The sequence below is a fragment of the Kitasatospora viridis genome (assembly GCF_007829815.1).
Taxonomy (GTDB): Bacteria; Actinomycetota; Actinomycetes; order Streptomycetales; family Streptomycetaceae; genus Kitasatospora; species Kitasatospora viridis.
Genome location: NZ_VIWT01000001.1, coordinates 4947858 through 4972130, shown reverse-complemented (window position 1 = coordinate 4972130; position 24273 = coordinate 4947858). Strand labels below are relative to the sequence as shown.

Sequence of the window (24273 nt, the reverse complement as noted above, 5' to 3'; positions counted from 1 at the left end):
TCCCCACAGCGGAGCCTGACCCTCCGTCAACCGCCGATCGCCGACATCGGCCGCTCCGGGCGGGTGAAGCCGGCCGAGCCGATCTCGTGCCCGGGGCCCTTGCGGTCGATGGTGCGGCGCCAGGCGGTCTCGATCGCGTCGTCGTCCGCGCCGGAGCGCAGCAGCGCCCGCAGGTCCGACTCCTCGGTGGCGAACAGGCAGTTGCGCAGCTGCCCGTCGGCGGTCAGCCGGACCCGGTCGCAGGTGCCGCAGAACGGCCGGGTGACCGAGGCGATCACCCCGATCACCGTGCTCGTCCCGGCGATCCGGAACTCCTCGGCCGGCGGCCGCCCGCCGCCGGGCGCGGGTGCCGGCTCCAGCGGCACCAGCTCCCAGCGCGCGCCGAGCACCGCCAGCAGCTCGTCCGCGGTGATCATCGCCGACCGGTCCCAGGCGCCCTGGGCGTCCAGCGGCATCGACTCGATGAACCGCATCCGGTAGCCGTGCGCGGCGCAGAACTCCACCAGGTCGACGACCTCGTCCTCGTTCACCCCGCGCACCGGCACCGCGTTCACCTTGACCGGCTCCAGCCCGGCCGCCCGGGCCGCGGCCAGGCCGGCGAACACGTCGTCGATCCGGTCCCGGCGGGTGAGCTCCTGGTACCGGTCCCGGCGCAGCGTGTCCAGGCTGACGTTGACCCGGCGCAGCCCGGCCTCGCGCAGCGCCACCGCGGTGCGGGCCAGCCCGATCCCGTTGGTGGTCAGCGAGAGCTCCGGCCCGAGCGCGGCCAGCCGGCCCACCAGCTCGGGCAGCCCGCGCCGCAGCAGCGGCTCGCCGCCGGTCAGCCGCACCGAGGTGATCCCGAGCCGCCGCACCGCGATCCGCACCAGCCGGACGATCTCGTCGTCCGTCAGCACCTCGGCCCTGGGGAGCCAGTTCAGCCCCTCGGCGGGCATGCAGTAGGTGCAGCGCAGGTTGCAGCGGTCGGTCAGGGAGACCCGCAGATCGGTGTGGACCCGGCCGAAGCGGTCCGTCAGCGGGACGGGAACGGTGTGCATGACCGCAAGTAGAAGCCGACCGCCCGCAAAGATCCAGCGGCGGATGGACCGGGCCTCGTCCAAGGCCGGGGCGCCCGCCTTGGTGAATCGCACAAGGCGGCGGGGTGTCCGGAGACGGCAGAGTGGGTGCATGACCGAAGTCGAGCCGCCGACCGTGCCCGCCCTGGTGCTCGCCGCCGGCGGCGGCCGCCGGCTCGGCGGCCGGCCCAAGGCGCTGCTGCCGCTGCGCGGGCGCCCGCTGGTGGAGCACGCGGTGCGCACGGTGCGCGAGGGCGGCTGCGGCCCGGTGCTGGTGGTGCTCGGCGCCGAGCGCGAGCGGGTGCCGGCCGCCGCCGACCTGACCGGCTGCACGGTGCTGGCCAACCCCGACTGGGCCGAGGGCATGGGGTCCTCGCTGCGCACCGGGCTCGCCGCGCTGCCGCCGGACGCGCCCGCCGTGCTGGTCGCGCTGGTGGACACCCCGGGGGTCACCCCGGCCGCGGTCGCCCGGCTGCTGGCCGCGCACCGCGCGGGCGCCGAACTGGCCGCCGCGGGGTACGCGGGGCGGCGCGGGCACCCGGTGCTGATCGGCGCCCGGCACTTCGCCGAGGCCGCGGCCGGCGCCACGGGCGACGCGGGCGCACGCGCGCTGCTGGCGGCGCACCGCAGCGAGCTGCTGCTGGTCGAGTGCGGCGACGTGGCGGTGCCGGACGACCTGGACACCCCCGAGGACCTGGCCCGCTGGCAGCTGGGCTGACCCGTCGTCAGTTCGAGTGGTGCCGACCCGTCGACGGTCCGGCTCGCGGACCGTGACGGCTCCTCCCCCGCGCGTAATTGACCCTGATTTCGCCCTGATCATTCCCTTAATCGCCACCACCGCGCAGTCTGATCGGGGACGATGGGAGGCGTCCCGCCCTCCCCAGCCGATCGGACGGTGCGCGCCGTGACCGGACACCAACTGCCTGACGACTTCTCCGGCCCCGGCACGCCCCCCGACCTGCCCGAGGCGGCCACCAACCCGGCCGCCGCCCGGGCCATCCGCTGCCCGGCCTGCCGGCGCGAGCACGTCTACGAGCCGCCCACCTTCCCGTGCCCGTGCGGCGCGGCGCTGAAGGTGCCGCTGCTGCGCGGCGGGGTGCCGGTGCAGGTGCGGTTCCGCTCCTGGGAGGACTCCTGGCTGAGCATGCGCTGCCCACAGTGCGGGCGTTCCGACCAGTGGCCGCAGCCCGAGTTCACCTGCAACTGCGGTGCCACGGTGCGGCTTCCCGTGGACCGCGGATCGCGCGCCGGCGGGCCCGCGGCGCACGGCTCGCGCCCGCTGGGCAGCCGGCCGGCCCCCGCCGGCCCGGTCTACGCGGAGGGCGGCCAGCTGCCCGGCGCGCCGGCGCGGGCGGGCCAGCCGGGCGGGGCGCCCGGGGTCCCGGGCGGGCGGCGGCAGACCCGCCCGCCGTTCCGCCCGCACCCGATCCACAGCTCGCAGGACGCGGTGCTGGCCGCCGCCCGCTACCTCGAATGGCTGGGCTTCGGGGACGTGGAACTGACCGAGGGTCAGGAGCGCGAGGCGATCGGCCTGCTGGGCGACCGGCTGGTGGCCCAGGTGGACACCTGGCCCGAGCAGGCCGACCTGCGCACCGTCGAGTGCCTCTGGTTGCAGACCCTGCACACCGAGGAGGTGGCGGCCGCGATGTTCACCATGTCCGGCTACTCGCACCAGGCCACGGTCCGCGGCGAGCAGTTGCTGGTCGCCCTGTTCACCCTCGACCAGGGCGGCGTCCCGCACCCGGTGAACGGCGCGGCCGAGGCCCTGCTGGAGACCGGCTGGACCTCCTGACGCCGCTCCCCGTTACGCCCCGCTCCCACCCCTTCGCCGCGCCCCGCCCGCCGCCGTGCGCCGTCGTGCGCCCCCCTGTGCCGAAAATCCGTGGCGCTCGTGATCTGGTGCACAAGCTCGGGCCAGGTGTTCAATTGCGAGGCCACGGCCTCGCCGTGGCACACCGCAGCACCGTGGGACACGCACACAAGGAGGTGGCGTTGTCGGAGCACGGAACGGCCCCGCTGAGCGGGGGGACGCGCGGAAACGGCACCAGGGGGAACGGGCTAGGCGGGCCGCCCGGTGTGCCACCGCACGGCGGGGGACTGCATCCGGGCACGGGCGGCCACCTCGACGAGATCACCAGCGGCACGGTCTGGCGGCTGCGCTCCCGGGCCTGCTGGCAGGAGGCCGCCGACCAGTTGTCGCCGGCCGCCGAACGGGACCCGCGCACCGCCCTGTGCCGGGCCGAACTCCTCATCGAACAGTGCCTGTTCACCGCTGATCACTGGGCCGAGGCGGAGGCCGCGCTGCGCCTGGCCGAGGCCGCGGTGACCAGCACCGAACAGCGCGCGGAGGCCGCCTGCGCGCGCGGCTTCCTCGCCTACCTGGGCAGCGTGCTCGGACCGCGCGACCGGCTGGACGAGGCCCAGGCGGCGCTCGGCCGGACCTCCGCGCTGCTGGCACCGAACGCCGCCGCGCGCCCGTTGCTGGACTTCCGGCGCGGACTGGTCGCGGAGAACCTGCTGCGCGACCAGACCGCCGCCTGGATCGCCTACCGGCGGGCGCACGACGGCGCGTTGGCGCACGGCGACACCCTGCTCGCCTCCTCCACCTGGCGCCACCTGGCCGCGCTCGCGATGGCCGGCGGCGACCGGGTCAGGGCGCGCGAGGGGTTCGCCGCCTCGCTGCGGCTGCGCGAGGAGCTCGGGTTCATGGTGGGCGTGGCACCGGCGCTGGCCTCGCTCGCCGACGTCAGCGAACCCGAGGAGGCCGAGCGCCTGCGCGCCGAGGCCGGGCGGCTGGTGCAGTCGCTCGGCGGCGTGCCGGTGTGGCTGGTCGGCCGCCTCGGCGACAGCGCACCGAACGGCGGTCCGCCGGGCGCGCCCCGCGGGGTCCAGCCCAGACCCCGCCCGGGCATCCCCCGGCAGCGCTGACCGCGCCGCGGGTGGGCCCCTCCCCGGCCCGGGGAGGGGCCCACCCGCACGCCCCCACACCCCTGCGCACCCCGGCGTGCCCCCGCGCCCGGTCACGGCTCCCACCCGGACGGCTCCCACCCGGACGGGTCACGCGAACGGGAGGACCGACGCCCCGTCAGCTAAGGTGAGGCTAACCTGACCAGGTGAGCCGCACCGGGCCCGCGCGAGCACCCGGCCGAGATGCTGGGGGCACCACCCATGACCGTGCGCGGCGCGATCACCACCAGCCCCCACCCGTGCGCCGCCGCCTACCGCGCGTTCGGGCGCGTCTTCCCCGACCTGCGGATCCGCCTCACCGGCACGCGGCCCGGCGCCGGCTGGACCACCGCCCCCCGCCTGCTCGCCTCCCCCGCCCTGCGCGAGCGCCTGCTCGCCGCCGAGGCCCGCCGCACCGCCCGGCGGCACGGCGCCGCGCCCCGCCCGGACGTGGCCGCCGGCTTCTGGCTGCACCGGGTCGCCTGGCCGCTCGGCCTCTTCTTCACCCTGCCCTGGCTGCTCGACGCCCGGGTGCCGCTGCCCACCGCCGAGCAGCTCGCCCACCGGCACCCGGCGCGCGGCGGCCCGGCCGAGCTCGCCCTGCTCCCGGGCGGGCCGCTGCGCTTCGCCTGCCTGCCCGGCGACCCGGCCGCCGAGCACCCGGACGCCCTGGTGCTGCCCGACCGGCCCGCGCTCGACCTCGCCCTGCGCACCGCCTTCGCCGACCGGCTGGACCCGCTGTTCACCGCCTTCGGCCCCCAACTGCGGCGCGGTTCCCGCCCGTTGTGGGGCCTGGCGACCGACGAGCTGACCGAGGGGCTCTGGTTCGCGGCCGGCCTGCTCGGCGAGGAGGCGCGCGCGGTGGCCGCGCTGTCCGCGCTGCTCCCGGGCCGCACCGCGCCGTTCACCGGCGGCGCCGGCTTCCGCAGCACCCCCACCGGCCCCACCCGCACCCGGGTGAGCTGCTGCCTCTTCTACACCGTCAGCCCCACGGCCCCCTGCGCCGGCTGCCCTCGGGTCCGCAACTGACCCCGATTTCGGTCATACGATCTGCTGATATCGCTGACGAAACGTCAGTTCTTTCACTCCTCAGTGTATTTGCCCCGAAACCACCCGTCCGGAGTCCGGCGATCCGCCATGATGGGCCTCCTCCGGGCGGCGGCCGACGCCTCCGCCCCGTCCGCCGAGAGCGAGGCTGGTTCTGCGCCATGACAATGTCCGACATACCACTGGGCTGGGCCATCGCCGCGTTGGCCGTCATCCTGGCGGCCGCGGCACTGCTGGCCTACCTGCGCAACAAGGGGGCGGTCGCAGCCCGCTCCGGGGACAACTGGGAGCGCAGCGAGGAGCGGCGGCGCCGCAAGGAGTCGCTCTACGGCGGCGCCTCCTACGCCCTGCTGTTCGTCTGCGCCGGCGTGGCGGCCGCGCTCTCCTTCCACGGCCTGGTCGGCTTCGGCGTCCAGAACCTCGGCCTGAACGGCGGCTGGGAGTACCTGGTGCCGTTCGGCCTGGACGGCGCGGCGATGTTCTGCTCCGTGCTCGCCGTCCGCGAGGCCAGCCACGGTGACGCGGCGCTCGGCTCCCGGATGCTGGTCTGGCTCTTCGCCGGCGCCTCCGCGTGGTTCAACTGGGTGCACGCCCCGCGCGGCGGCGGCCACAACGGCGCCCCGCAGTTCTTCGCCGGCATGTCGCTGTCCGCGGCCGTGCTCTTCGACCGGGCGCTCAAGCAGACCCGCCGGGCCGCGCTGCGCGAGCAGGGCCTGGTGCCGCGCCCGCTGCCGCAGATCCGGATCGTCCGCTGGCTGCGCGCCCCGCGCGAGACCTTCGCCGCCTGGTCGCTGATGCTGCTGGAGAACGTGCGCAGCCTGGACGAGGCGGTGGAGGAGGTCCGCGACACCAAGCGCGAGGCCGCCCGCAGCCGCGAGCGCCAGCGCCTGGTCAGCCGCCGCGAGCGGGCCGAGCTGCGCGCGATCAGCCGTCAGCACGGCGGCTGGGGGCGGGCCAGGGCGGCCCGTCAGTTGGAGCCGGGCTCGACGGAGCCCGCGATACCGCCGCCACCCTCGCCACCCGTCGCTGAACCGGCCGCGAGCGCGGCCGCGCTGCCCGCCCGCCGGGCGGCCATCGACCTGACGCCGGACGACGACACCCTGACGCTGCCCCGCCTGGACTCCCTGGAGCAGAAGCTCAAGGACCTGGAGCAGCAGTTCGGTTGACCTCCCGCGGCGGCCTGACCCCGGCGGCCTGACCTAGGAGGTCAGGCCGCCTCACCGGCCGTCAGCTCGAACCACATCCGCTTCCCGGTCCCCCGGGGCTCCACGCCCCAGCCGTCCGCCAGCGCCTCCACCAGCATCAGCCCGCGCCCGGAGGAGGCCTGCTCGCCGGGCGTGCGCCGCTTCGGCCACAGGTCGGACTCGTCCTCGACCTCGATCCGCAGCCGGGGCTCGCGCCGGTCCTCCCGGTACAGCCGGGCGGTGAACATCGCGTCCCGGTCGGTGTGCCGGATCGCGTTGGTGACCAGCTCGGAGGTGAGCAGCTCGGCCGTGTCGATCAGCTCCGCGACGCCCCAGCGGCGCAGCGCGTCGCGCAGTTCGCCGCGCAGCTCGGCGACCCGGGCCAGGTCGGCCTGCCCGATCCGGCGGCGCAGCTGCTGGGCGGCGAGCCCGCCCTCGGGGCCGTCCCAGCGCAGCAGGAGCAGCGCTATGTCGTCCTCGCGCTCGGCCGAGTCGGCGGCCCGGGAGGTGATCCGGTCGGCCAGCGCCTCGATCGGGTCGCCGCCGCCGACGGGCTCCAACTCGCCCGCCACCGAGGCGCACAGCCGGCTCATCCCGGTGTCCAGGTCCATCGCGCGGGACTCGACCAGCCCGTCGGTGCAGAGCACCACGGTCTCGCCGGGGTCCAGGCTGAACCGGGTCACCTGGTACTCCTGGTCGGCGGAGATCCCGAGCGGCAGCCCGCCGACCACGTTCTGCACCGCGCTGCTGCCGTCGGCCCGGCGGACCACCGGGTCCAGGTGGCCGGCCCGGACGGCGTAGACCACGCCGTAGTCCACGTTCACCTCGGCGTAGGTGCAGGTGGCGAAGTGGTCGGTGTCCAGGTCGGCGAGGAAGCGGGAGGCCCGGGCCATCACGGCGGCCGGCGGGTGCCCCTCGGCGGCGTAGGCGCGCAGCGCGATCCGCAGCTGGCCCATGATGCCGGCCGCGTGCACGTCGTGGCCCTGCACGTCGCCGATCACCAGGCCGACGTGGCCGCCGGGCAGCGGCACCACGTCGTACCAGTCGCCGCCGATCTGCAGCCCGGAGCCGGCCGGCAGGTAGCGCACGGCGGTGGTCACGCCGGAGACCGCGGGCACGGTGCGCGGCAGCATCACCCGCTGCAGGCCGGCGGCGAGTTCGTGCTCGGCGTCGTGCAGCCGGGCCCGGGCCAGCGACTGGGCGACCAGGCCGCCGAGGGTGGAGAGCAGGGTGCGCTCGTCGGCGTCCAGCTCGCGGGCCTCGTCGAAGCTGACCACGCACAGGCCGATCGCCCGGCCGCTGGCCACCAGCGGCAGGAAGGCCCAGGCACTGCGGCCGGTGACCGAGGCCCGGGTCCAGGCCTGCGGGTAGCGCTCCTGGTACTCGGCGCGGCTGGCGAGGAAGACCGGCAGCCGGCTGCGGATCGCCTCGGCGGACGGCTGGTGCGACTCCAACGGGGCCCGGTCGTAGGGGCCGACGTCCTCGGCGGCGTAGCCGCTGGCGCCCAGGATCTGCAGCCGGCCGGTCTCGTAGGCGGCCAGGATCAGGCCGTCGGGCGGTAGGCCGGGCAGCGGCAGCTCGGTGAAGACCCGGGCCACGTCGCGCACCGTGACGGCCTCGGAGAGCGCCCGGGCCGCCTCCTTGATGAACCGTGAGCGGTCCTCGCGCAGTCGGGCGAGCCGCCCGGCGTCGGCGCGCTTGTGCAGTTCGGCGGTGGCGTCCCAGACGAAGCCGACCATCCGGGAGGGCCGGCCGAAGGCGTCCGCGAGCACCCGGCCGCGGAACCGCACGGCGTGCAGCGTGCCGTCGGGCAGCACGGTGCGGTAGTAGGCGCCGCACTGGCCCAGCTCGGCCACCGCGCGCTCGACCCGCCGGCGCACCACCGGCGCGTCCTCGGGGTGCAGCAGGGCGAGGAAGGCCTCGGAGCCGATGCTCAGGTTGCTCTCGCCGGCGCCGATGATGGCGGCGGCCCGCTGGTCGGCCTCGATCAGGTCGCGGCGGATGTCCCACTCGAAGGACCCGATGCCGTTGGCGGCCATCGCGGGTTCCAGCCACTCCGGGGTGGAGTCGCCGGATCTGTTGGGCTGGTGCGCGGGGGCGGGCAGCACGGCCGGCACGCTCACGCGGCCGCTCGCCAGGGTCGTGGCGCGCGGGCCCGATCGCCGACCGCCCTGGGCCGGCGGGCCGATCGGACGACGTGCGGGCCCCTGCGGCTCGGGCTCAGTCGCCATTGTTCTCCTGCCCCTACCAGGTCCGGACACACATTCTCACTATCCTGTCGAATGTTCGATCCCGGGGCAATGCCGCCACGGCGGACCAGCACGAACGCCGCGCGGTCAGCCCTGGAGCTCGAACCAGGTGACCTTTCCGTCGGCGCGCAGCCGCACGCCCCAGCGGTCGGCCAGCGCCTCGACCAGCAGCAGGCCCCGGCCGTTGGTCGCGTCCGCGTCGGCGGGGCGCGGGCGGGGCAGGCCGGTGCCCTCGTCGCGGACCTCGACCAGCAGGCGGCGCTCGGCGGTGACCACGGCGTCCAGCCGGGCGCCGGTGCCGGCGTGTTGCAGGGCGTTGGTGACCAGCTCGCTGGCCAGCAGCTCGGCGGTGTCGGCCAGCGCGGCCAGGCCCCAGTCGGTCAGTGCGGCGCGCAGCCGGGCGCGCAGCGGGGCCAGCGCGGCCAGGTCGGCGGGCGCGAGCACGCAGTGCAGGGCGCACTCGGTGCGCGGGGTGTCGAACTTCTGCTGACTCTCCATCAGGCCCGCCCCCCAGCTGTGCCCGGTTCGTTCCGATCCATCCTGCGGGCGCCCGGCACCGGCCCGCAACGGGGTGCGCGGGGGCTCGCGAGGCACTCACTGCTGACACTCTGTCAACTACGCCCCCGCGCGATCTCCGCCGCGCCGCCCCGGGGCCGCACTGACCGGTATGGCGCCCACTGCGGCGCGCCACCCGCCGGATCCCGGCCCGGCGGGCAAGGCTGGACACGGCTCCCCGTTCCGGGTTCAATGGCCAGCAACCAGTTTGAACGCCGTTCTAAACCTCAGCGAGGCACCGTGCGACTCACCCCCACCGAACGGGACCGGCTGCTGATCTTCACAGCCGCCGAACTGGCCCGCGCGCGCCGGGCCCGCGGCCTTCGGCTCAACGTGCCGGAGGCCACCGCCCTGATCGCCGACACCGTCTGCGAGGCCGCCCGCGACGGCAAGCGGCTGGCCGAGGCGGTCGAGGCCGGCCGCACCGTGCTCGGCGCCGACGACGTGCTGCCCGGTGTGCCGGACGTGGTCACCGTCATCCAGGTCGAGGCCGTGTTCGACGACGGCACCCGGCTCGCCGTCGTCAACGACCCGTTCCGCGGCGCCGGTTCGCTCGGCGAGGACGGCCCCGGCGCCGCCCTGCCCGGCACCGGCGAGGGCTACGACCCGGTCGAGGAGACCGTCCTGCTGCCGGTGCACAACACCTCCGCCGTGCCGATCTCGGTCACCTCGCACTACCACTTCTTCGAGGCCAACCCCCGCCTCGCCTTCGACCGGGCCGCCGCCTACGGCACCCGGCTCGCCGTGCCGGCCGGCTCCTCGGTGCGGTTCGAACCCGGCGCGGTGGTCGAGGTCGGCCTGCTCCCGATCGGCGGCGAGCGGGTCGCGATCGGCTTCGCCGGCCTGGTCGACGGCCCGCTGGACGCCCCCGGCGCCCGCGAGGCCGCCCTCGCCAAGGCCCGCGCCACCGGCTACCTGGTCACCTTCGACGACGCGGAGAGCGAAGAGGCATGACAGCGATCACCCCGCACGACTACATCTCCGTGCACGGCCCGCGCGCGGGCGACCGGATCCGGCTCGGCGACTCCGGCCTGATCATCCGGGTGGAGGCCGACTCCCAGCAGCCCGGCGACGAGTTCCTGGCCGGCTTCGGCAAGACCGCCCGGGACGGCCTGCACCTCAAGGCCGCCGCCGTCCGCGACACCTGCGACGTGGTGATCAGCAACGTGCTGGTGATCGACGCGGTCCAGGGCATCGTGAAGACCTCGATCGGGCTGGTCAACGGCCGGATCGCGGCGATCGGCCGGGCCGGCAACCCGGACACCATGAGCGGCGTCGAGGTGGTGGTCGGCACCGGGACGACGATCGTCTCCGGCGAGGGCCTGATCGCCACCGCCGGCGCCATCGACACCCACGTGCACCTGCTCTCGCCGCGGATCATGGAGGCCTCGCTCGCCTCCGGGGTCACCACGATCATCGGCCAGGAGTTCGGCCCGGTCTGGGGCGTGGGCGTCAACTCGCCCTGGGCGCTGCGGCACGCGTTCAACGCCTTCGACGCCTGGCCGGTCAACATCGGCTTCCTCGGCCGCGGCTCCTCCTCCGACCCGGCCCCGCTGGTCGAGGCCCTGGTCGAGGGCGGCGCCAGCGGCTTCAAGGTGCACGAGGACATGGGCGCCCACACCCGCGCGCTGGACACCGCGCTGCGGGTCGCCGAGGAGCACGACGTGCAGGTCGCCCTGCACACCGACGGCCTCAACGAGTGCCTCTCCGTCGAGGACACCCTCGCCGTGCTGGAGGGCCGCACCATCCACGCCTTCCACATCGAGGGCTGCGGCGGCGGCCACGTGCCCAACGTGCTCAAGATGGCCGGCGTCGCCAACGTGATCGGCTCCTCCACCAACCCCACCCTGCCGTTCGGCCGGGACGCGCTGGCCGAGGCGGCCGGCATGATCGTCTCCGCCCACGACCTCAAGATCGACCTGCCCGGCGACGCCGCGATGGCCCGCGAGCGGGTCCGGGCCGGCACCATGGGCGCCGAGGGCGTGCTGCACGACCTCGGCCTGATCGGCATCACCTCCTCCGACGCCCAGGGCATGGGCCGGGCCGGCGAGACGGTGCGCCGCACCTTCGCCATGGCCGGCCGGATGAAGGAGCTGCTCGGCCCGCTGGACGGGCCGGACGGTGGCTACGGCACCCGGGAGAGCGGCGACGACAACCAGCGGGTGCTGCGCTACGTCGCCAAGCTCACCATCAACCCGGCCATCGCGCACGGCCTCTCGCACGAGGTCGGCTCGATCGAGGTCGGCAAGCTCGGCGACATCGTGCTCTGGCGGCCCGACCACTTCGGCGCCAAGCCGCAGCTGGTGCTGAAGGCCGGCTTCCCCGCCTACGGCGTGGTCGGCGACCCGAACGCCTCCACCGACCGCTGCGAACCCCTGGTGCTCGGGCCGCAGTTCGGCGCGCACGGCGCCACCGCCGCCGACATCTCGGTGGCCTTCGTCGCCCAGGCCGCCGCCGACGGCGCCTACCTGGACCGGGCCGGCGACCAACTCCCCACCCGCCGGCGCCGGGTGGGCGTGCGCGGCACCCGCGGCATCGGCCCCGGCTCGCTGGTCCGCAACGCCCGCACCGGACAGGTCGCGGTGGACGCCACCACCGGCCTGGTCTCCCTCGACGGCGACCCGCTGCGCGCCGAGCCCGCCGAGCGGGTCTCGCTCAGCCGCCTCTACTTCCTCTGACTCCCCCTGATCGCTTAGGACTTCACGACATGACCACCCCCGCCGAGCTCGGCTACCGGATGCCCGCCGAATGGCACCCGCACCAGCGCACCTGGATGGCCTTCCCCACCACCAACCAGACCTTCGACACCGAGGAGCGGCTGCACACCGGCCGCCTCGCCTGGGCCCGGGTCGCCGACACCATCGCCCGTTACGAGCCGGTCACCCTGGTGGTCAACCTGGGCGAGACCGCGGTGGCCCGCCAGTACGTCGCCGCCGACGTCGAGATCGTCGAACGGCCGCTGGACGACGCCTGGATGCGCGACATCGGCCCCACCTTCCTGCTCGGCCCCGACGGGCGGCTCGGCGCCGCCGACTGGATCTTCAACGGCTGGGGCGCCCAGTCCTGGGCCAGTTGGGAGCAGGACCAGCACATCGCCGAGCACGTCAGCGAACTGACCGGGGCCCAGCGCTTCGCCTCCCGGCTGATCAACGAGGGCGGCGGCATCCACGTGGACGGCGAGGGCACCGTCCTGGTCACCGAGACCGTCCAGCTCGGCGAGGGCCGCAACGCCGACTGGACCAAGGCGGAGGTGGAGGCCGAGCTGCACGCCCACCTCGGCACCACCAAGGCGATCTGGCTGCCGCGCGGACTCACCCGCGACTACGACGAGTTCGGCACCCGCGGCCACATCGACATCGTCGCCTCGTTCGCCGCCCCCGGCGTCGTGCTGGCCCACGTCCAGCCCGACCCGGCCCACCCCGACCACGAGGTCTGCCAGGAGCTGGTGGCGATCCTGCGCGCCGCCACCGACGCCCAGGGCCGCCCGCTGGAGGTCATCGAGGTGCCGGCCCCCACCGTGCTGCACGACGAGGACGGCGAGCCGGTCGACTACTCCTACATCAACCACTACGTCGCCAACGGCGCCGTCGTGCTCTGCGCCTTCGACGACCCGCGCGACGACGAGGCCGCCGCCATCCTCGGCCGGGCCTACCCCGGCCGCACCGTCGAACTCGTGGACGCCCGCGAGATCTTCGCCAACGGTGGCGGCATCCACTGCATCACCCAGCAGCAGCCGAAGGCCTGACGGAGCGGCGGCCGGCCGGGGTGCGCCCCGTCCGGCCGCCGCGGGTCAGGAGACCGGCCGCTGCCAGGTCGCGTTCCAGGTCTGCTGGCCGACGATCCCGTCGACCGTCAGCGGCCAGCCGTGCGCGGAGGAATCCTGCTGGAACTGCTCGCAGACCGACTTGGACTGCGGGCCGTACCAGCCGTCCACCGTGATCGGCCAGCCCCGGTCGTGGATCCGCTGCTGCCAGGTGCGCACGTTCGCGTCGTGCAGCAGCGGCTGACGCAGGCTCAGGTCCTCGCCCGGCCAGGCCGGCCCGGTGGGCGGGGCGGGCTGCGCGGGCGGGGCGAACCCGAGGGCCCAGGAGCGGAGCGCGTCGGTGCTGCCGAGGTTGCAGTAGTCCTGGTCCATGTCGCCGGAGTCCGAGTACTGGTGGAACAGCCAGTTCGCGGAGATCCCCGGCTGGCCGGCCGGTCGGCCCGAGGTGGCGATCCACAGGAAGTCCTGCACGTAGCCGGTGGTGTCGACGTTGTTCCAGTAGTCGGTGTTGCAGTACAGCCCCACCGGGTTGTGCGGCAGTCTGCCCTTCACGTACCGCAGCCAGTTCTGCTTGTAGCCCAGCTGGTCCGCGTGGCTGACGCCCTCGTTCGCCGTGTCGTACCCCTCCCAGTCCAGGCAGACCAGCTCGCCGGCCTGCGGCTGCGCCAGCGAGAGGAAACGATCCGCCTCCTGCTGCCAGGAGTTGGCCATCTCCGGGTAGTGGTAGTAGCCGACCACCAGGCCGGCCGCCCGGGCGTGGTCGCGCTGCGCCGTCCACTCCGGGTTGGTGTAGGTCAGCCCCTGGCTGACCTTGATGAACGCGAAGCTCAGCCCCGTGGTGTCCGGGGTGGCCGACTGGTAGCTGGCCCAGTCCTGTCCGTAAACGCCCATCAGGCGGGTCTCCTTCGGTGCGGGTGGTGGTACTGGCTGTCCGTCAGCTGGTCGGCCGCTGCCAGGCCGCGTTCCAGGTCTGCTCCCCCACGATCCCATCCACGGTCAACGGCCAACCGTGCGCGGACGAATCCTGTTGGAACCGCTCACAAACGGACTGCGACTGCGCCCCGTACCAGCCGTCCACGGTCAGTGCCCAGCCGCGGTCCGCCATCCGCTGCTGCCAGAGCCGCACGTTCTCGTCGTGCAGCATCGGCTGACGCAGGCTCAGGTACTCCCCCGGCCACACCGGCCCGACCGCCACCCGGTGCCCGCCGCCCGGCCTGGGCGCCCCGCGCTGCACCCAGGCGTACAGCGGGTCCCCCGGGCACTCGGTCGGGTAGCCGTCCCGGTGCCCCTTCACCTCCGACCCGGCCCCGCCCTCCCGGCGCAGCCAGTCGATCGCGTCGCACAGGCCGTCGAGCAGCGCGTCGTTCGGCTCGGTGAGCCCGGAGTCGCCGATCATCGCGCACACCGCGTAGTGCGCGAGGTTGAGCGGCTGGTTGCCGTTGGCGCCGTTCTCGTGGTGCGCGCCACGGCCTTCGAAGACGAATCCGTGGCAGCAGGTCAGGGCGCTGTACGCGATGTCGATCCACCCCTGCGTCGGGTCGGCCAGGTGCATCGCCTGGATCGCCCGCACCCGCCCCGCGCACAGCTCGTGATGGTCCACCAGGTCCGCCGGGACCTCCGTGCCCTCGTAGTGGATCTTGACGCCCTGCGCGCCGGCCACGTACGTCCACGGCTGTTTGGGCGGCAGCGCACCCCATTCGGCTCGACTGACGAACTTCATCCACCCTCCTCCGTACGGGAATTGCGAGACCCTTATACCCAGGGCGCACCGGTCGACTCCCCGGAAATGTGCGGGATGCGAGTTCGAATGCCGCCGACCGGGATTGCCGGGCACAATTCGCTTTTCCGGCGGCCCAGTTCCGCCACACCTGCCGTGCTGGTCAGCCCGGGGGGCGGAGCCCGGTCGACCGGTTCACCGGTACCAATAGCGGCTGCCATTCCACCCATTCGCTGGTCCGCTCGAACAGCGGCCGGCCGGGGATATCGGAGGCCCGCAGAACCCGCCGCAACCCGGAAGTCGAGCTCTCCGACTTTCTCCGCCCCGCTATCGTGTTCCCACCACGGCTCACCCCACCCCGAGGAGTCCCCCCATGACCTCGCCACGTTCGCGGAAGCCCGCGCGACCCCGGGAGGAGGTGCTGGCGGTGGCGATGGCGGCGATCGCGGAGCACGGGCTGGCGAAGCTGACCATGGCGGGGCTGGGGCAGCAGCTGGGGATGAGCGCGGGCCACCTGCTCTACTACTTCGGCAGCAAGGACCAGTTGCTGCTGGAGACGCTGCGCTGGAGCGAGGAGCAGCTCGGGGTGCGGCGCCGGGCGGTGCTGGAGCGGGCCGGGGCGTCGGCGTGGGAGCGGTTCGGGGAGTACGCGGAGCTGTACCTCGCGGACGGGCCAGGGGACCCGCGGTGGATCCTCTGGGTGGAGGTGTGGGGGCGCTCGCCGGCCAGCGCCGAACTGCGGGCGGGCCAGCTGGAGATCGAGGCGCCCTGGCAGACGGACCTGCGGGCGCTGATCGAACAGGGCGTGGCGGCCGGGGAGTTCCGGCCGGGCTCGGCGGCCGAGCGGGCGGGCCAGTTGCGGGCGCTGCTGGACGGGTTCTCGGTGCCGCTGGCGATCGGGCTGCCGGAGGTGGCGCGGGCGCACTCGCTCGCCCAGGTCCGGGCGGTGGCGGCGGCCCTGCTGGGGGCGCCGGCCTGACAGTGGGTCAGCCGGTCCAGAGCGCGATCGCCGTGCGGTCGTCGGCGTGGCCCTTGGCCCGCACCTGGACCTGGCGCAGGAAGTCGACCGTGCCGGGCGGGTGCGGGTTGGACCAGTGGGTGGCGAGGAAGTGGCCGACGGCGGCCTCCTCGGCGACCGGCTCGGCGAACCCGGGCGAGGCCAGCAGCAGTATGTCGCCGGCGGTGGCGGGGACCATCCGGAACCGGAACGGGCGCGGCTCGCGCGGCTCGGTCCCGGCGTCCTCGGCCTCGGCCCCGTCGCCCTGGTAGAGCATCCGGGCCGCGTAGGCGTCGATCCAGTGGCCGGAGCGGAGCAGGTAGAGGCCGCCGGGGCCGGTGCCGAACGCGGCGCGGTGGGTGGCCTCCGGGTCGAGCGGGATCAGCAGGCAGTGCAGCGAGCCGCCCCCGGCGGCGCTCGCGCGCAGCGCGGCGCCGGCGCCGGCGGTCAGGCGCTGGAGTCCGTAGCGCAGGCGGTCGCGGGCACCGGCGCGCAGGTCCGCGGAGAGTTCGGCGCGGCTGCGGCCGATCGCCTCGGCCAGCTGGACGCAGGCCTTGCCGATGGCGTCGCCGGGCACCAGGTCCGGCAGGGTGTGGCCGGCCCGCGGGTCGTTGGCGGCGCGGGCCCGGCTGCCGAGCACGGCGAGCAGCAGGCCGTCGGGGGCCTCGCCGAACCGGGTGAGCAGCAGCGCGTCGGTGCGGGGCTCGCCGCGGTAGCGGGCGGAGTCGCCGCGGACGGAGGCGGCGCGCAGGGTGAGCCCGGGGTACTGGGCGCCGTCGAGCGCGGTGTCGGGCACGAGGGCGGCGAGCCGCTCGGGGCGGGCGGCGGGCAGCAGGGTCGGCTCGGGGCTGTAGGTGGGCGGGCGGGTGCCGACGTGCGGGGTGGGCTCGACCTCGACCCGCTGGGGCGGCACCCGGGTCGGCTTCACCAGCGAGACCTTGGGCAGCGCCTGCGCGACCTCCGGCACCGGCGCCACGGCCACTGGTGCCGGCACCGGCACCGGCACCGGCTCCTGCCGTCGCGGGGTCACCAGCCCCATCACCGCGGCGATCGAGTCGAACCACTCGTCCACGCTCTCGTCCCCGCCCCCGGCCCCGGGGGTGTCGGGCAGCCGGCCGGCCGGTCCCTCGTAGACCCGGCTCCACCAGGCGTCCGCCGAGTCGCTCGGCGCGGGCACGCCCTGGTCGGTCATGGTGGCGACTCCTGTCGGTTCCTGTCGGATCCCGCCGGTCCGGTCGACGGGGCGTGCTCGGGCGGGCATCGGGCGGGCAGGGGTCGAGCCGCGTCGTCATTCTCCCTACCGGTGGGCCCGCTGTCCGGGGTTTCGGGATGATCGCGAACGGACTACGGCGGGATCAAGCCGCCGTCCGGGGCCGCCGCCGACCCTCGATTAATCCCAAAGTAGGCGCCCAACAGGGGGACCATTTCACCCATTCGGCTGACTAATATGTGCGCATGACCGCGCCGGGACCTGTCCGACCCACGCCGGGGAGCGCCGCGTCCGCGAGCCGCCCGGCCGGTCCGACGTCCTCGCAGGCCGCGCCCGCGGCCGCCCGCCCGGTGTCCTGGAGCGTAGCGCTGGTCGGCCTGCTGCTCGCCCTGCTCATCGCCCTCCCGTGCGCGGGTGCCGCGCACGCGGTGGACGCGCCGGCGGCGGCCCCGGTCGCCGCGGCCGCACACACCGCCCACGCCGGCCACCCGGCCGCCCCGGCGGTGCCGGGCGTGCTGGCGCCGGTGGAGCGGACCCTGTGCGTCGCGGACGTGCCGCGGCCGGGCTCCGGCCACGGCTGCTCCAGCAGCCCGTGGTGCGTCGAGCAGGCGCAGCTCCCGAACGCTCCCCCGCAGCCCGGCCCCGCCGCGCTGCCGCTGCTGGTGCCGCCCTGCCCGGCCCCCGTGCAGGTGCCGCTGACGGCGGTCTCCTGGCCGGCGCCGACCCCTGATCTCCACCTGCTCCAGGTCAACCGGCCCTGAGCGGAACCCGCCCGGTGTCCCGCCGCCGCACGTCCTGACGGACGCTCGGACGGCGCTTCCCCGTGGTCTCCCCCTCTCCCGTTACACCTCATGCCGCCGTGCGCGCCCGCGCCCGGCGGGGACAAGGACGATCTCCGTGGGTTCCGCTTCCAAGCAGACCAACCAGTCGAACGCCAACAAGCCCAAGGGCGGCAGCAAGCAGGCCACCGCCGACCGCCGCGAGCGGATCGCCAAGCTGCGGGCCGAGGAGCAGCGCCGCGAGAAGCGCACCAAGATCATCGCCTTCTCGGTGGCCGGCGTGCTGGTGGCGGCCACCATCGCGGGTGCCTCGTACATCGTGCTGGACGCCCAGCACAAGGCGGACCAGAAGGCCGCGGCGGCCAAGGCGCCGATCCCGGGTGTGAAGACCTGGAACAACCTCTCCCGCAACCACGTGACCACCCCGGTCAACTACCCGATGACCCCGCCGGTCGGCGGTGACCACAACCCGGTCTGGCAGACCTGCATGGGCAACGTCTACGACCAGCCGGTGCACAACGAGAACGCGGTGCACTCGCTGGAGCACGGCGCGGTCTGGGTGACGTACAACGGCAAGGCCACCGCCGACGACATCAAGACCCTCTCGGACAAGGTCAAGGCGACCCCGTACACCCTGATGAGCCCGTACCCGACCGAGTCGGGCACCATCACGCTGAGCGCCTGGGGCACCCAGCTGGTCGTGGACAGCGCCACCGACCCCCGGGTGAACGAGTTCTTCACCAAGTACGTGCAGGGCCCGCAGACCCAGGAGCCGGGCGCCTCCTGCAGCTCCGGGCAGATGTGATGGCCGCCGTCGAGGAGCCGGACCCGACTCCGGCGGACGACGTGGCCGACCTGGCCGACGAGGACGTGGAGTTCGGCTACGACAAGACCGGGATGCACCCGCCCAAGCGGCGGCGGCGCACCGTCTGGTGGCCGGCCGCGCTGGCCGCCGCGGTGGCGCTCTGCCTGGGCGTGCCGGCCCTGGTGGCCAGCGGCTCCTCGGCCTCCGGGACCTCGGCCTCGGTGCCCGCCGACAGTTCGCCGGAGGCCGGGTTCGCCCGTGACATGGCGACCCATCACCAGCAGGCGATCGACCTGTCGTTCATCGTCCGGGACCGGACGACCAACGACGAGGTGCGCAACCTGGCCTTCGACGTGATCAACACCCAGGCCAACCAGCGCGGCATGATGATGGGCTGGCTGGACCAGTGGGGGCTGACCCAGCAATCGCCGACCCCGCCGATGACCTGGATGCACATGAGCTACCAGGCGCACGACGGCTCGCTGATGCCGGGCATGGCGACCAACGCGGACCTGGCGAAGCTGCAGACGCTCAGCGGCAAGGACGCCGAGATCTACTACCTGCAGCTGATGATCCAGCACCACAAGGGCGGGGTCGAGATGGCCCAGGGCTACGTGGACGTGGCGCAGAACGCGGCGGAGAAGCGGCTCGCGCAGTCGATGGTGACGGCGCAGAGTTCCGAGATCACGCTGATGACCAGCATGCTCGCGGAGCGGGGCGCCCAGCCGTTGGACTCCTGACCGGGCGGCCGGTGAAATTCTGAGACGGGGTCTCAGCTGACGAAACGTCTGCTGAGACCCCGTCTGACTTCCGGTTACGCTGTCCGGCATGTCAGCCGCGTCCAGCTCCGATTCCGCCCAGTCCGTCGCCGCGCCCGCCGAGCCGTGCGCCGACCCCGCCGCGGCGGACCCGTTCGAGCCCGCCCAGCGCCTGACCGACGTGGTGACCCGGCTGCGCCGGGCGCTGCGCAGCAGCATCCGCACCGACTACCCGTGGGAGTCGCTGCCGATGGCGCAGGTGGAGCTGCTGCAGACGCTGGCTGCGGCGCCGCTGCGGGTCGGTGAGCTGGCGGCGCGTCAGCGGCTGGCGCCGAACACGGTGAGCGGCCTGGTCAGCAAGCTGCTGGAGGCCGGGTTCGTGGACCGCCAGGCCGACCCGGGCGACCGGCGCACGGCCCGGATCGCCCTCACCCCGGCGGGCCACCAGCAGTTGGAGGACTGGCAGCGCGCCCACGAGCGGCGGATAGCGACCGCACTGGCCACCCTCACCCCGGTCGACCACGCCGCCGTGATGGCCGCGCTGCCGGGGCTGGAGCACCTGGCCACCGCGCTGGCGGGGCCGAAGGAAGCCTAGGAGGCCAGCGCCCACAGGTGGTGCACGGCGTAGGAGCGCCAGGGCGCCCAGGCGCGCGCGGCCTCGGCGGCCGCCTTCGGGTCGGCGGGCGCGGCGAGCCGGGTCAGGCCGTGCCGGATGCCGATGTCGGTGGGCAGGAAGACGTCGGGGTCGCCGAGCGCCCGCATCCGCAGGTAGCCGACCGTCCAGGGGCCGATGCCGCGCAGCGCGAGCAGCTGCGCGCCGGCCTCCTCGCGGTCCACGCCCGCGTCCAGGCGCACCGTCCCGTCCGCGAGCGCCGCGCACAGCCCGCGCAGCGCGTTCTGCCGGGAGACCGGCATCGCCAGGTCGGCCGACTCGGCCCCGGCGAGCGCGGCGGCGGTCGGGAAGAGCACGGTCAGGCCGCCGCTCGGCGCGGGCAGCGGGGTGCCGTAGCGCGCGGCGAGCCGGCCGGCCAGGGTGCGGGCGGCGGCGACGGTGACCTGCTGGCCGAGCACCGCGCGGACGGCGAGCTCGTGCGGGTCCACGTGCCCGGGTGAGCGCAGGCCCGGCCGGGCGGTGACGGCGGGTCCGAGCAGCGGGTCGGCGCCGAGCTGTTCGGCGACGGTGTGCGGGTCGGCGTCCAGGTCGAAGAGCGCGCGCAGCCGGTGCACGGCGGTGGTGAGGTCGCGCAGGTCGGTGAGGTGGAGGCGGCAGTCGAGCCAGCCGCGGTCGGCGGGTGCGCCGGCGGGCAGTCCGTCGACCTCGGCGACGGCCGGGCCGTTCGGCAGGGCCAGCGTGCGGCGGTAGGTGCGCGGGCCGGGTGCCGCGCCCACCACCTCCTCGACGCCGGGGACGGCGCGCAGCGCGAGGAAGTCCAGCAGGTGCGCGGTGTCGATCGGCCCCCGGTAGGCCAGGCGCAGCGCGATCGACCCGGCGGTGGCGGCGGTGGTCGAGCGCTTGGCCCCGGCCTCGGCGCGCAGGCCGCTCGGGGTGCGGTCGTAGACCTCGCGCACGGTGTCGTTGAACTGCCGCACGGACGCGAACCCGGCGGCGAACGCGACCTCGGTGACCGGCAGGTCGGTGGTCTGCAGCAGCAGTCGGGCGGCCTGCGCGCGCTGGGCCCGGGCGAGCGCGATCGGCCCGGCGCCGAGCTCGGCGGTGAGCTGGCGCTGCACCTGGCGCGCGCTGTAGCCGAGCCGGGTGGCCAGGCCGGCGACGCCCTCGCGGTCCACCACGCCGTCGCCGATCAGCCGCATCGCGCGGCCGACCAGGTCGGCGCGGTGGTTCCACTCCGGCGAGCCGGGCACCGAGTCCGGCCGGCAGCGGCGGCAGGCCCGGAAGCCGGCGCCCTGGGCCGCCGCGGCGGTGGGGTAGAAGGTGCAGTTCACCCGCTTCGGCGTCACCGCCGGGCAGCTCGGCCGGCAGTAGATGCCGGTCGTGGTGACGGCGGTGAAGAACACTCCGTCGAACCTGGCGTCCCGGCTGTCCACGGCGCGGTAGCGCGTCTCGTCATCGATCACGCTGTCCAGTCTGCGCCCGTGGACACCGGTCTCCTAGCGGAAATCGGACGTGGCCGTCGGCGGGGCGCCGGGTCAGCGCGGGTTGCGGGAGCCGTGCCAGGGACGGATGTTGCCGCGGGCGTCCTTGGTGCGCTGCTTCCACAGGCGTTCGCGGTCCGCGGCGACCCGGGCGTCCGAGCGGGAGGCGATCCACTCGTTCTCGCGCTGGAGCTTGAGGTAGCTCTCCCAGCGGCGCTGGGCCAGCGTGCCGTCGGCCAGCGCGGCGCGGACGGCGCAACCGGGCTCCGTGCCGTGCGCGCAGTCGGGGAAGCGGCAGCGGTCGGCCAGCTCCTCGATCTCGCCGAACGCGCGCTGCAGCCCCTCGCCGCCGTAGAGGCCGACGCTGCGCAGGCCGGGGGTGTCGATCAGCACGCCGCCGCCGGGGAGCGCGAACAGCTCCCGGGTGGTCGTGGTGTGCCGGCCCTTCTGGTCGCTGTCGCGGGTCTGCTGGACGACCATCACCTGATCACCCGTCAGCGCGTTGGTGAGCGTGGACTTCCCGGCCCCGGACTGGCCGATCAGCACGCTGGTGCGGCCCATGCAGGCGCGCAGCACGTCCAGGCCGGTGCCGGCCTCGGCGCTGACCACCAGCACCGGGATGCCGGGGGCGACCCGCTCGACGTCCTCGCGGACGAACTCGGCGTCGCCGGCCAGGTCGGCCTTGGTCAGCACGACGACCGGGGCGGCCCCGCTCTCGTGGGCGAGCGCGAGGAAGCGCTCGATCCGGCCGAGGTCGGGGTCGGTGGCGAGGGAGACCGCGATCAGCACGGTGTCCACGTTGGCGGCCAGCGCCTGGCCTTCGGAGTTCTTGCTCGCGCCCTTGCGGACGATCGCGGTGCGCCGCTCCAGGACGGCGGCGACGGCGGCCATCGGTTCGGCATGGGGGTACCCCCGGCCGGAGGCTGGGGGAAGGTCGACGGCGACCCAGTCGCCGGTGCACGGGCCGTCCACCAGCCTGGTGTCGGCCCGGACCACGCGCGGGTCGGGATCGGCGAGCACCACGTCGGCCCGGCCCCGGTCGACCCGGGTGATCCGGCCGGCCTGCAGGCCGGCTTCGGCGAGCGGTGCGAATTCTTCGTCGAGCTCGGCGGTCCAGCCGTACGCGACGAGGGGGTGTGCGAACAACGCGGTGGTGCCCTTCGGGAGGAAGTGGTCCCGGGGGCGGGCTGACCGATCGTCAGCCGGCGTCCGGGAGGGTGGAGAACGTCATGCGGTCACGAAGCTCGACGACAGTCATGGCTTCCACCTCCTGCTTCCTCGTCCGGGCCGACTCGTACGGGTCGGCTCCTACTGCTCCCAGCCTAGGACGGCCGCCCGGCCCGGGTCACCCGGTTTTTCACCGGTCCCCTTCCCACCTGTCCCCTTCTCACCGTTCCTCCCAGGGCGGGCGCGGCGGCTGGGCGGGCAGCGCGGAGTCCACCGGCCCGAGCTCGCCCGGGTAGCGCCCGTCCGAGCCCCACGGCTCGGCCGGCCGCTCCACCACCGGCGGCGGGCCGGGCGGCGCGGGCGGCACCCGGTGCACGGGCGGCTGCGGAGCGCTCGGGCGGTCGCTGTCCGGCGGGGGCGGCGGCACCCGGCGCCCGGGCCGGCGGCCGAGCAGCCGCCCGCGCAGGTTGCCGGGCGGCAGCACCGCGGCCCAGCGCTCCGGGTACTCGCTGGGCACCTCGTCGTCGTCCTCGTCCTCCTCGCCGAGCTCCTCCTCGTAGCCGTCGGCCAGGCCGAGCACCCGGGCCAGTTCGGCCCGTTCGGCGGCCCGCCGGGCGCCGGCCTCGCGGACGTAGGCGGCCGCGGCGGCCTCGCCGGCCCGCTCGTTCTCGGCGCGCCCCTCGGCGGTCTCCACGCTCGGCCAGCGCCGGTCTATGGCCGCGTTCATCGCGGCGCCGATCAGCACCGCGAGCGCCACCACGAAGATCCACAGCAGTACGGCGACCGGCGCGGCCAGCGAGCCGTAGACGGTCGGGCCCTCGACCGAGTGCACCAGGTAGAGCCGCAGCGCCACGCTGCAGATCACCAGCACGCCGAGCGCCACCAGGGCGCCCGGGATGTCCTCGCGCCAGGGCGTGTTGGCCGGCACGGCGAGGTGGTAGAGCGTGGTGAGGAAGACGATCAGCAGCAGGATCGCGACCGGCCAGTAGAGCGCGGAGACCACCCCGGCGATGGTCGGCACGGCGGCCACCACCAGTCCCGGTCCGGCCACCAGCAGCGGCAGCACCAGCGAGCCGATCACCAGCGCGCCCATGTAGAGGCCGAGCGAGAGCGCCCGGGTCTTCACGATGCCGCGCTTGCCGTCCAGGCCGTACATCACGGTGATGGTGTCGATGAAGATGTAGAGCGCCCGCGAGCCGGACCAGAGCGAGAGCAGGAAGCCGATCGAGATCAGGTCGGGGCGGCCGTTGGCGAAGACGCTGTTGAGCAGCGGCTGGACGATCTGGTGGATGGAGGACGGCGAGAGCACGGTGCCGGCCGCGGTGAGGATGTCCTGCTGGAGCTTCTGGATGGTGCCGGCGCCGAGCAGGTCGTCGAGGTAGCCGAGGGTGCCGGCCAGGCAGAGCAGCAGCGGCGGGATGGAGAGCAGGGTGAAGAACGCCGCCTCGGCGGCGAGTCCGGTCACCCGGTACTCGACGCAGGTGTTGGTGGTGTCCTTGATCAGCGCCCAGACGGTGTCCCGCCGGTTCGACCGGCGGGCGGCCCGCCGACTGCCCTTGCCCCGTCGCCGGGAGGGCCCGCCCGTTCTGCTGGTCTCGCCTGGTGAGTGCACGCTCATACGGTATCGGGCGGCACCAAACCCGTGCGGTCGCGGCACTCCGCCAGACCGGGTCCCAGCATTCGGAACTCAGAAGTCCGGAATGTGGACGCTAGTGGACCGGGGATAGTTCGGCATGCGAGTCTCTTGCCATGTCTAGCGCCGGAACCACCTTGGTTGGTCGACTCCACGTCGATCTCCTTCGCGTGTCCAGCGCCATCTGTCCGGTGATCTGAGCTACACCCCCGAGCTGCCGTACCACCGCCCGCGCCACCCGCGCCCACAGCATCCCGTCGCGGACCCGCCGGCTCCCGGTGCCCTCGATCGCCATCCCCCTGCCTGCCGGAATC

General features: G+C 74.7%; 23 protein-coding genes. 14 read left to right on the top strand and 9 right to left on the bottom strand.

The features are described from left to right. Positions 1-26: 26 nt before the first annotated feature. On the bottom strand, positions 27-1037 hold the full coding sequence (gene moaA, locus FHX73_RS22405; protein ID WP_145906710.1) for a GTP 3',8-cyclase MoaA: 1011 nt from the start codon (positions 1035-1037) through the stop codon (positions 27-29). Positions 1038-1167: 130 nt separating this feature from the next. Here moaA and FHX73_RS22400 point away from each other — a divergent pair, with 130 nt between their 5' ends. The 5 genes from FHX73_RS22400 (at position 1168) to FHX73_RS22380 (ending at position 6214) form a co-directional block, all read left to right on the top strand. After that, on the top strand, positions 1168-1773 hold the full coding sequence (locus FHX73_RS22400; RefSeq protein ID WP_145906709.1) for a nucleotidyltransferase family protein: 606 nt from the start codon (positions 1168-1170) through the stop codon (positions 1771-1773). 186 nt (positions 1774-1959) lie between these two features. After that, positions 1960-2847, top strand: a complete 888-nt coding sequence (locus tag FHX73_RS22395; RefSeq protein ID WP_246213654.1) for a hypothetical protein — start codon at positions 1960-1962, stop codon at positions 2845-2847. Positions 2848-3131: 284 nt separating this feature from the next. Further along, complete coding sequence (locus FHX73_RS22390) at positions 3132-3983, top strand: hypothetical protein (RefSeq protein ID WP_425461412.1); 852 nt, start codon at positions 3132-3134, stop codon at positions 3981-3983. 240 nt (positions 3984-4223) lie between these two features. Beyond that, positions 4224-5030: an iron-sulfur protein gene (locus FHX73_RS22385; protein WP_145906708.1), complete on the top strand. Its 807-nt coding sequence runs from the start codon at positions 4224-4226 to the stop codon at positions 5028-5030. 179 nt (positions 5031-5209) lie between these two features. Then, positions 5210-6214, top strand: coding sequence for a DUF2637 domain-containing protein (locus FHX73_RS22380; RefSeq protein WP_145906707.1), 1005 nt, complete (start codon positions 5210-5212; stop codon positions 6212-6214). 41 nt (positions 6215-6255) lie between these two features. On the opposite strand, the gene FHX73_RS22375 is transcribed toward FHX73_RS22380, so the two are convergent. Continuing rightward, on the bottom strand, positions 6256-8463 hold the full coding sequence (locus FHX73_RS22375) for an ATP-binding SpoIIE family protein phosphatase (protein WP_145906706.1): 2208 nt from the start codon (positions 8461-8463) through the stop codon (positions 6256-6258). 105 nt (positions 8464-8568) lie between these two features. Beyond that, entirely contained in the window at positions 8569-8979 is a 411-nt protein-coding gene (locus FHX73_RS22370) for an ATP-binding protein (RefSeq protein ID WP_145906705.1), read from the bottom strand. 297 nt (positions 8980-9276) lie between these two features. Between FHX73_RS22370 and FHX73_RS22365 the strand changes: the two genes are divergently transcribed. From FHX73_RS22365 to FHX73_RS22355, 3 genes are read left to right on the top strand one after another with little or no spacing between them, the layout of a single operon-like run. Then, the gene (locus tag FHX73_RS22365; protein ID WP_145906704.1) at positions 9277-9990 is read left to right on the top strand and encodes an urease subunit gamma; all 714 of its coding nucleotides are present in this window, start codon (positions 9277-9279) and stop codon (positions 9988-9990) included. Beyond that, the gene (locus tag FHX73_RS22360; protein ID WP_145906703.1) at positions 9987-11714 is read left to right on the top strand and encodes an urease subunit alpha; all 1728 of its coding nucleotides are present in this window, start codon (positions 9987-9989) and stop codon (positions 11712-11714) included. The genes FHX73_RS22365 and FHX73_RS22360 overlap by 4 nt, the downstream gene beginning before the upstream one ends. A 29-nt stretch (positions 11715-11743) precedes the next feature. Then, positions 11744-12781 (top strand): agmatine deiminase family protein, encoded by a 1038-nt coding sequence (locus FHX73_RS22355; RefSeq protein ID WP_145906702.1) that lies wholly within the window; start codon positions 11744-11746, stop codon positions 12779-12781. 45 nt (positions 12782-12826) lie between these two features. On the opposite strand, the gene FHX73_RS22350 is transcribed toward FHX73_RS22355, so the two are convergent. Both FHX73_RS22350 and FHX73_RS22345 read right to left on the bottom strand, forming a co-directional pair. After that, complete coding sequence (locus FHX73_RS22350) at positions 12827-13690, bottom strand: GH25 family lysozyme (RefSeq protein WP_211786236.1); 864 nt, start codon at positions 13688-13690, stop codon at positions 12827-12829. A gap of 43 nt (positions 13691-13733) precedes the next feature. Beyond that, entirely contained in the window at positions 13734-14519 is a 786-nt protein-coding gene (locus FHX73_RS22345; protein ID WP_145906701.1) for a peptidoglycan recognition protein family protein, read from the bottom strand. Positions 14520-14889: 370 nt separating this feature from the next. On the opposite strand from FHX73_RS22345, the gene FHX73_RS22340 reads away from it, so the two are divergent. Beyond that, a complete protein-coding gene (locus FHX73_RS22340) occupies positions 14890-15495 on the top strand; it encodes a TetR/AcrR family transcriptional regulator (protein ID WP_145906700.1) in 606 nt (201 codons plus the stop codon). Between the two features lie 7 nt (positions 15496-15502). Here the strand turns inward: FHX73_RS22340 and FHX73_RS22335 are convergent, their stop codons facing one another. Further along, positions 15503-16705: a hypothetical protein gene (locus FHX73_RS22335; protein WP_145906699.1), complete on the bottom strand. Its 1203-nt coding sequence runs from the start codon at positions 16703-16705 to the stop codon at positions 15503-15505. A 263-nt stretch (positions 16706-16968) separates the two neighbouring features. Between FHX73_RS22335 and FHX73_RS22330 the strand changes: the two genes are divergently transcribed. The 4 genes from FHX73_RS22330 to FHX73_RS22315 all read left to right on the top strand — a co-directional run bounded on the left by FHX73_RS22330 (position 16969) and on the right by FHX73_RS22315 (position 19660). Next, positions 16969-17484 (top strand): hypothetical protein, encoded by a 516-nt coding sequence (locus FHX73_RS22330; protein WP_145906698.1) that lies wholly within the window; start codon positions 16969-16971, stop codon positions 17482-17484. 136 nt (positions 17485-17620) lie between these two features. Then, positions 17621-18307 carry a thioredoxin-like domain-containing protein gene (locus tag FHX73_RS22325; RefSeq protein WP_145906697.1) on the top strand — a complete coding sequence of 229 codons (687 nt, stop codon included), beginning with the start codon at positions 17621-17623 and terminating at the stop codon, positions 18305-18307. After that, entirely contained in the window at positions 18307-19047 is a 741-nt protein-coding gene (locus FHX73_RS22320; RefSeq protein WP_246213653.1) for a DUF305 domain-containing protein, read from the top strand. The genes FHX73_RS22325 and FHX73_RS22320 overlap by 1 nt, the downstream gene beginning before the upstream one ends. 88 nt (positions 19048-19135) lie before the next feature. Further along, positions 19136-19660, top strand: coding sequence for a MarR family winged helix-turn-helix transcriptional regulator (locus tag FHX73_RS22315; protein ID WP_145906696.1), 525 nt, complete (start codon positions 19136-19138; stop codon positions 19658-19660). On the opposite strand, the gene FHX73_RS22310 is transcribed toward FHX73_RS22315, so the two are convergent. From FHX73_RS22310 to FHX73_RS22300, 3 genes are all read right to left on the bottom strand, one after another. Then, positions 19657-21138, bottom strand: a complete 1482-nt coding sequence (locus tag FHX73_RS22310; RefSeq protein WP_425461446.1) for an AlkA N-terminal domain-containing protein — start codon at positions 21136-21138, stop codon at positions 19657-19659. The genes FHX73_RS22315 and FHX73_RS22310 overlap by 4 nt on opposite strands. Positions 21139-21213: 75 nt before the next feature. Then, a complete protein-coding gene (rsgA, locus tag FHX73_RS22305; RefSeq protein ID WP_145906694.1) occupies positions 21214-22305 on the bottom strand; it encodes a ribosome small subunit-dependent GTPase A in 1092 nt (363 codons plus the stop codon). A gap of 241 nt (positions 22306-22546) precedes the next feature. Then, positions 22547-23944, bottom strand: coding sequence for a YihY/virulence factor BrkB family protein (locus FHX73_RS22300; RefSeq protein WP_145906693.1), 1398 nt, complete (start codon positions 23942-23944; stop codon positions 22547-22549). Between the two features lie 131 nt (positions 23945-24075). On the opposite strand from FHX73_RS22300, the gene FHX73_RS47670 reads away from it, so the two are divergent. Then, positions 24076-24159 carry a putative leader peptide gene (locus tag FHX73_RS47670; protein ID WP_317621159.1) on the top strand — a complete coding sequence of 28 codons (84 nt, stop codon included), beginning with the start codon at positions 24076-24078 and terminating at the stop codon, positions 24157-24159. Positions 24160-24273 lie beyond the last annotated feature (114 nt).

Coding starts and splice junctions, on each gene's coding strand:
- FHX73_RS22385 (WP_145906708.1), top strand. CDS start 4,224: ATGACCGTGCGCGGCGCGATCACCACCAGCCCCCACCCGTGCGCCGCC.
- FHX73_RS22335 (WP_145906699.1), bottom strand. CDS start 16,705: ATGACCGACCAGGGCGTGCCCGCGCCGAGCGACTCGGCGGACGCCTGG.
- FHX73_RS22350 (WP_211786236.1), bottom strand. CDS start 13,690: ATGGGCGTTTACGGACAGGACTGGGCCAGCTACCAGTCGGCCACCCCG.
- FHX73_RS47670 (WP_317621159.1), top strand. CDS start 24,076: ATGTCTAGCGCCGGAACCACCTTGGTTGGTCGACTCCACGTCGATCTC.
- FHX73_RS22315 (WP_145906696.1), top strand. CDS start 19,136: ATGTCAGCCGCGTCCAGCTCCGATTCCGCCCAGTCCGTCGCCGCGCCC.
- FHX73_RS22380 (WP_145906707.1), top strand. CDS start 5,210: ATGACAATGTCCGACATACCACTGGGCTGGGCCATCGCCGCGTTGGCC.
- FHX73_RS22355 (WP_145906702.1), top strand. CDS start 11,744: ATGACCACCCCCGCCGAGCTCGGCTACCGGATGCCCGCCGAATGGCAC.
- FHX73_RS22375 (WP_145906706.1), bottom strand. CDS start 8,463: ATGGCGACTGAGCCCGAGCCGCAGGGGCCCGCACGTCGTCCGATCGGC.
- FHX73_RS22320 (WP_246213653.1), top strand. CDS start 18,307: ATGGCCGCCGTCGAGGAGCCGGACCCGACTCCGGCGGACGACGTGGCC.
- FHX73_RS22300 (WP_145906693.1), bottom strand. CDS start 23,944: ATGAGCGTGCACTCACCAGGCGAGACCAGCAGAACGGGCGGGCCCTCC.
- FHX73_RS22340 (WP_145906700.1), top strand. CDS start 14,890: ATGACCTCGCCACGTTCGCGGAAGCCCGCGCGACCCCGGGAGGAGGTG.
- FHX73_RS22370 (WP_145906705.1), bottom strand. CDS start 8,979: ATGGAGAGTCAGCAGAAGTTCGACACCCCGCGCACCGAGTGCGCCCTG.
- FHX73_RS22360 (WP_145906703.1), top strand. CDS start 9,987: ATGACAGCGATCACCCCGCACGACTACATCTCCGTGCACGGCCCGCGC.
- FHX73_RS22330 (WP_145906698.1), top strand. CDS start 16,969: ATGACCGCGCCGGGACCTGTCCGACCCACGCCGGGGAGCGCCGCGTCC.
- moaA (WP_145906710.1), bottom strand. CDS start 1,037: ATGCACACCGTTCCCGTCCCGCTGACGGACCGCTTCGGCCGGGTCCAC.
- FHX73_RS22400 (WP_145906709.1), top strand. CDS start 1,168: ATGACCGAAGTCGAGCCGCCGACCGTGCCCGCCCTGGTGCTCGCCGCC.
- FHX73_RS22345 (WP_145906701.1), bottom strand. CDS start 14,519: ATGAAGTTCGTCAGTCGAGCCGAATGGGGTGCGCTGCCGCCCAAACAG.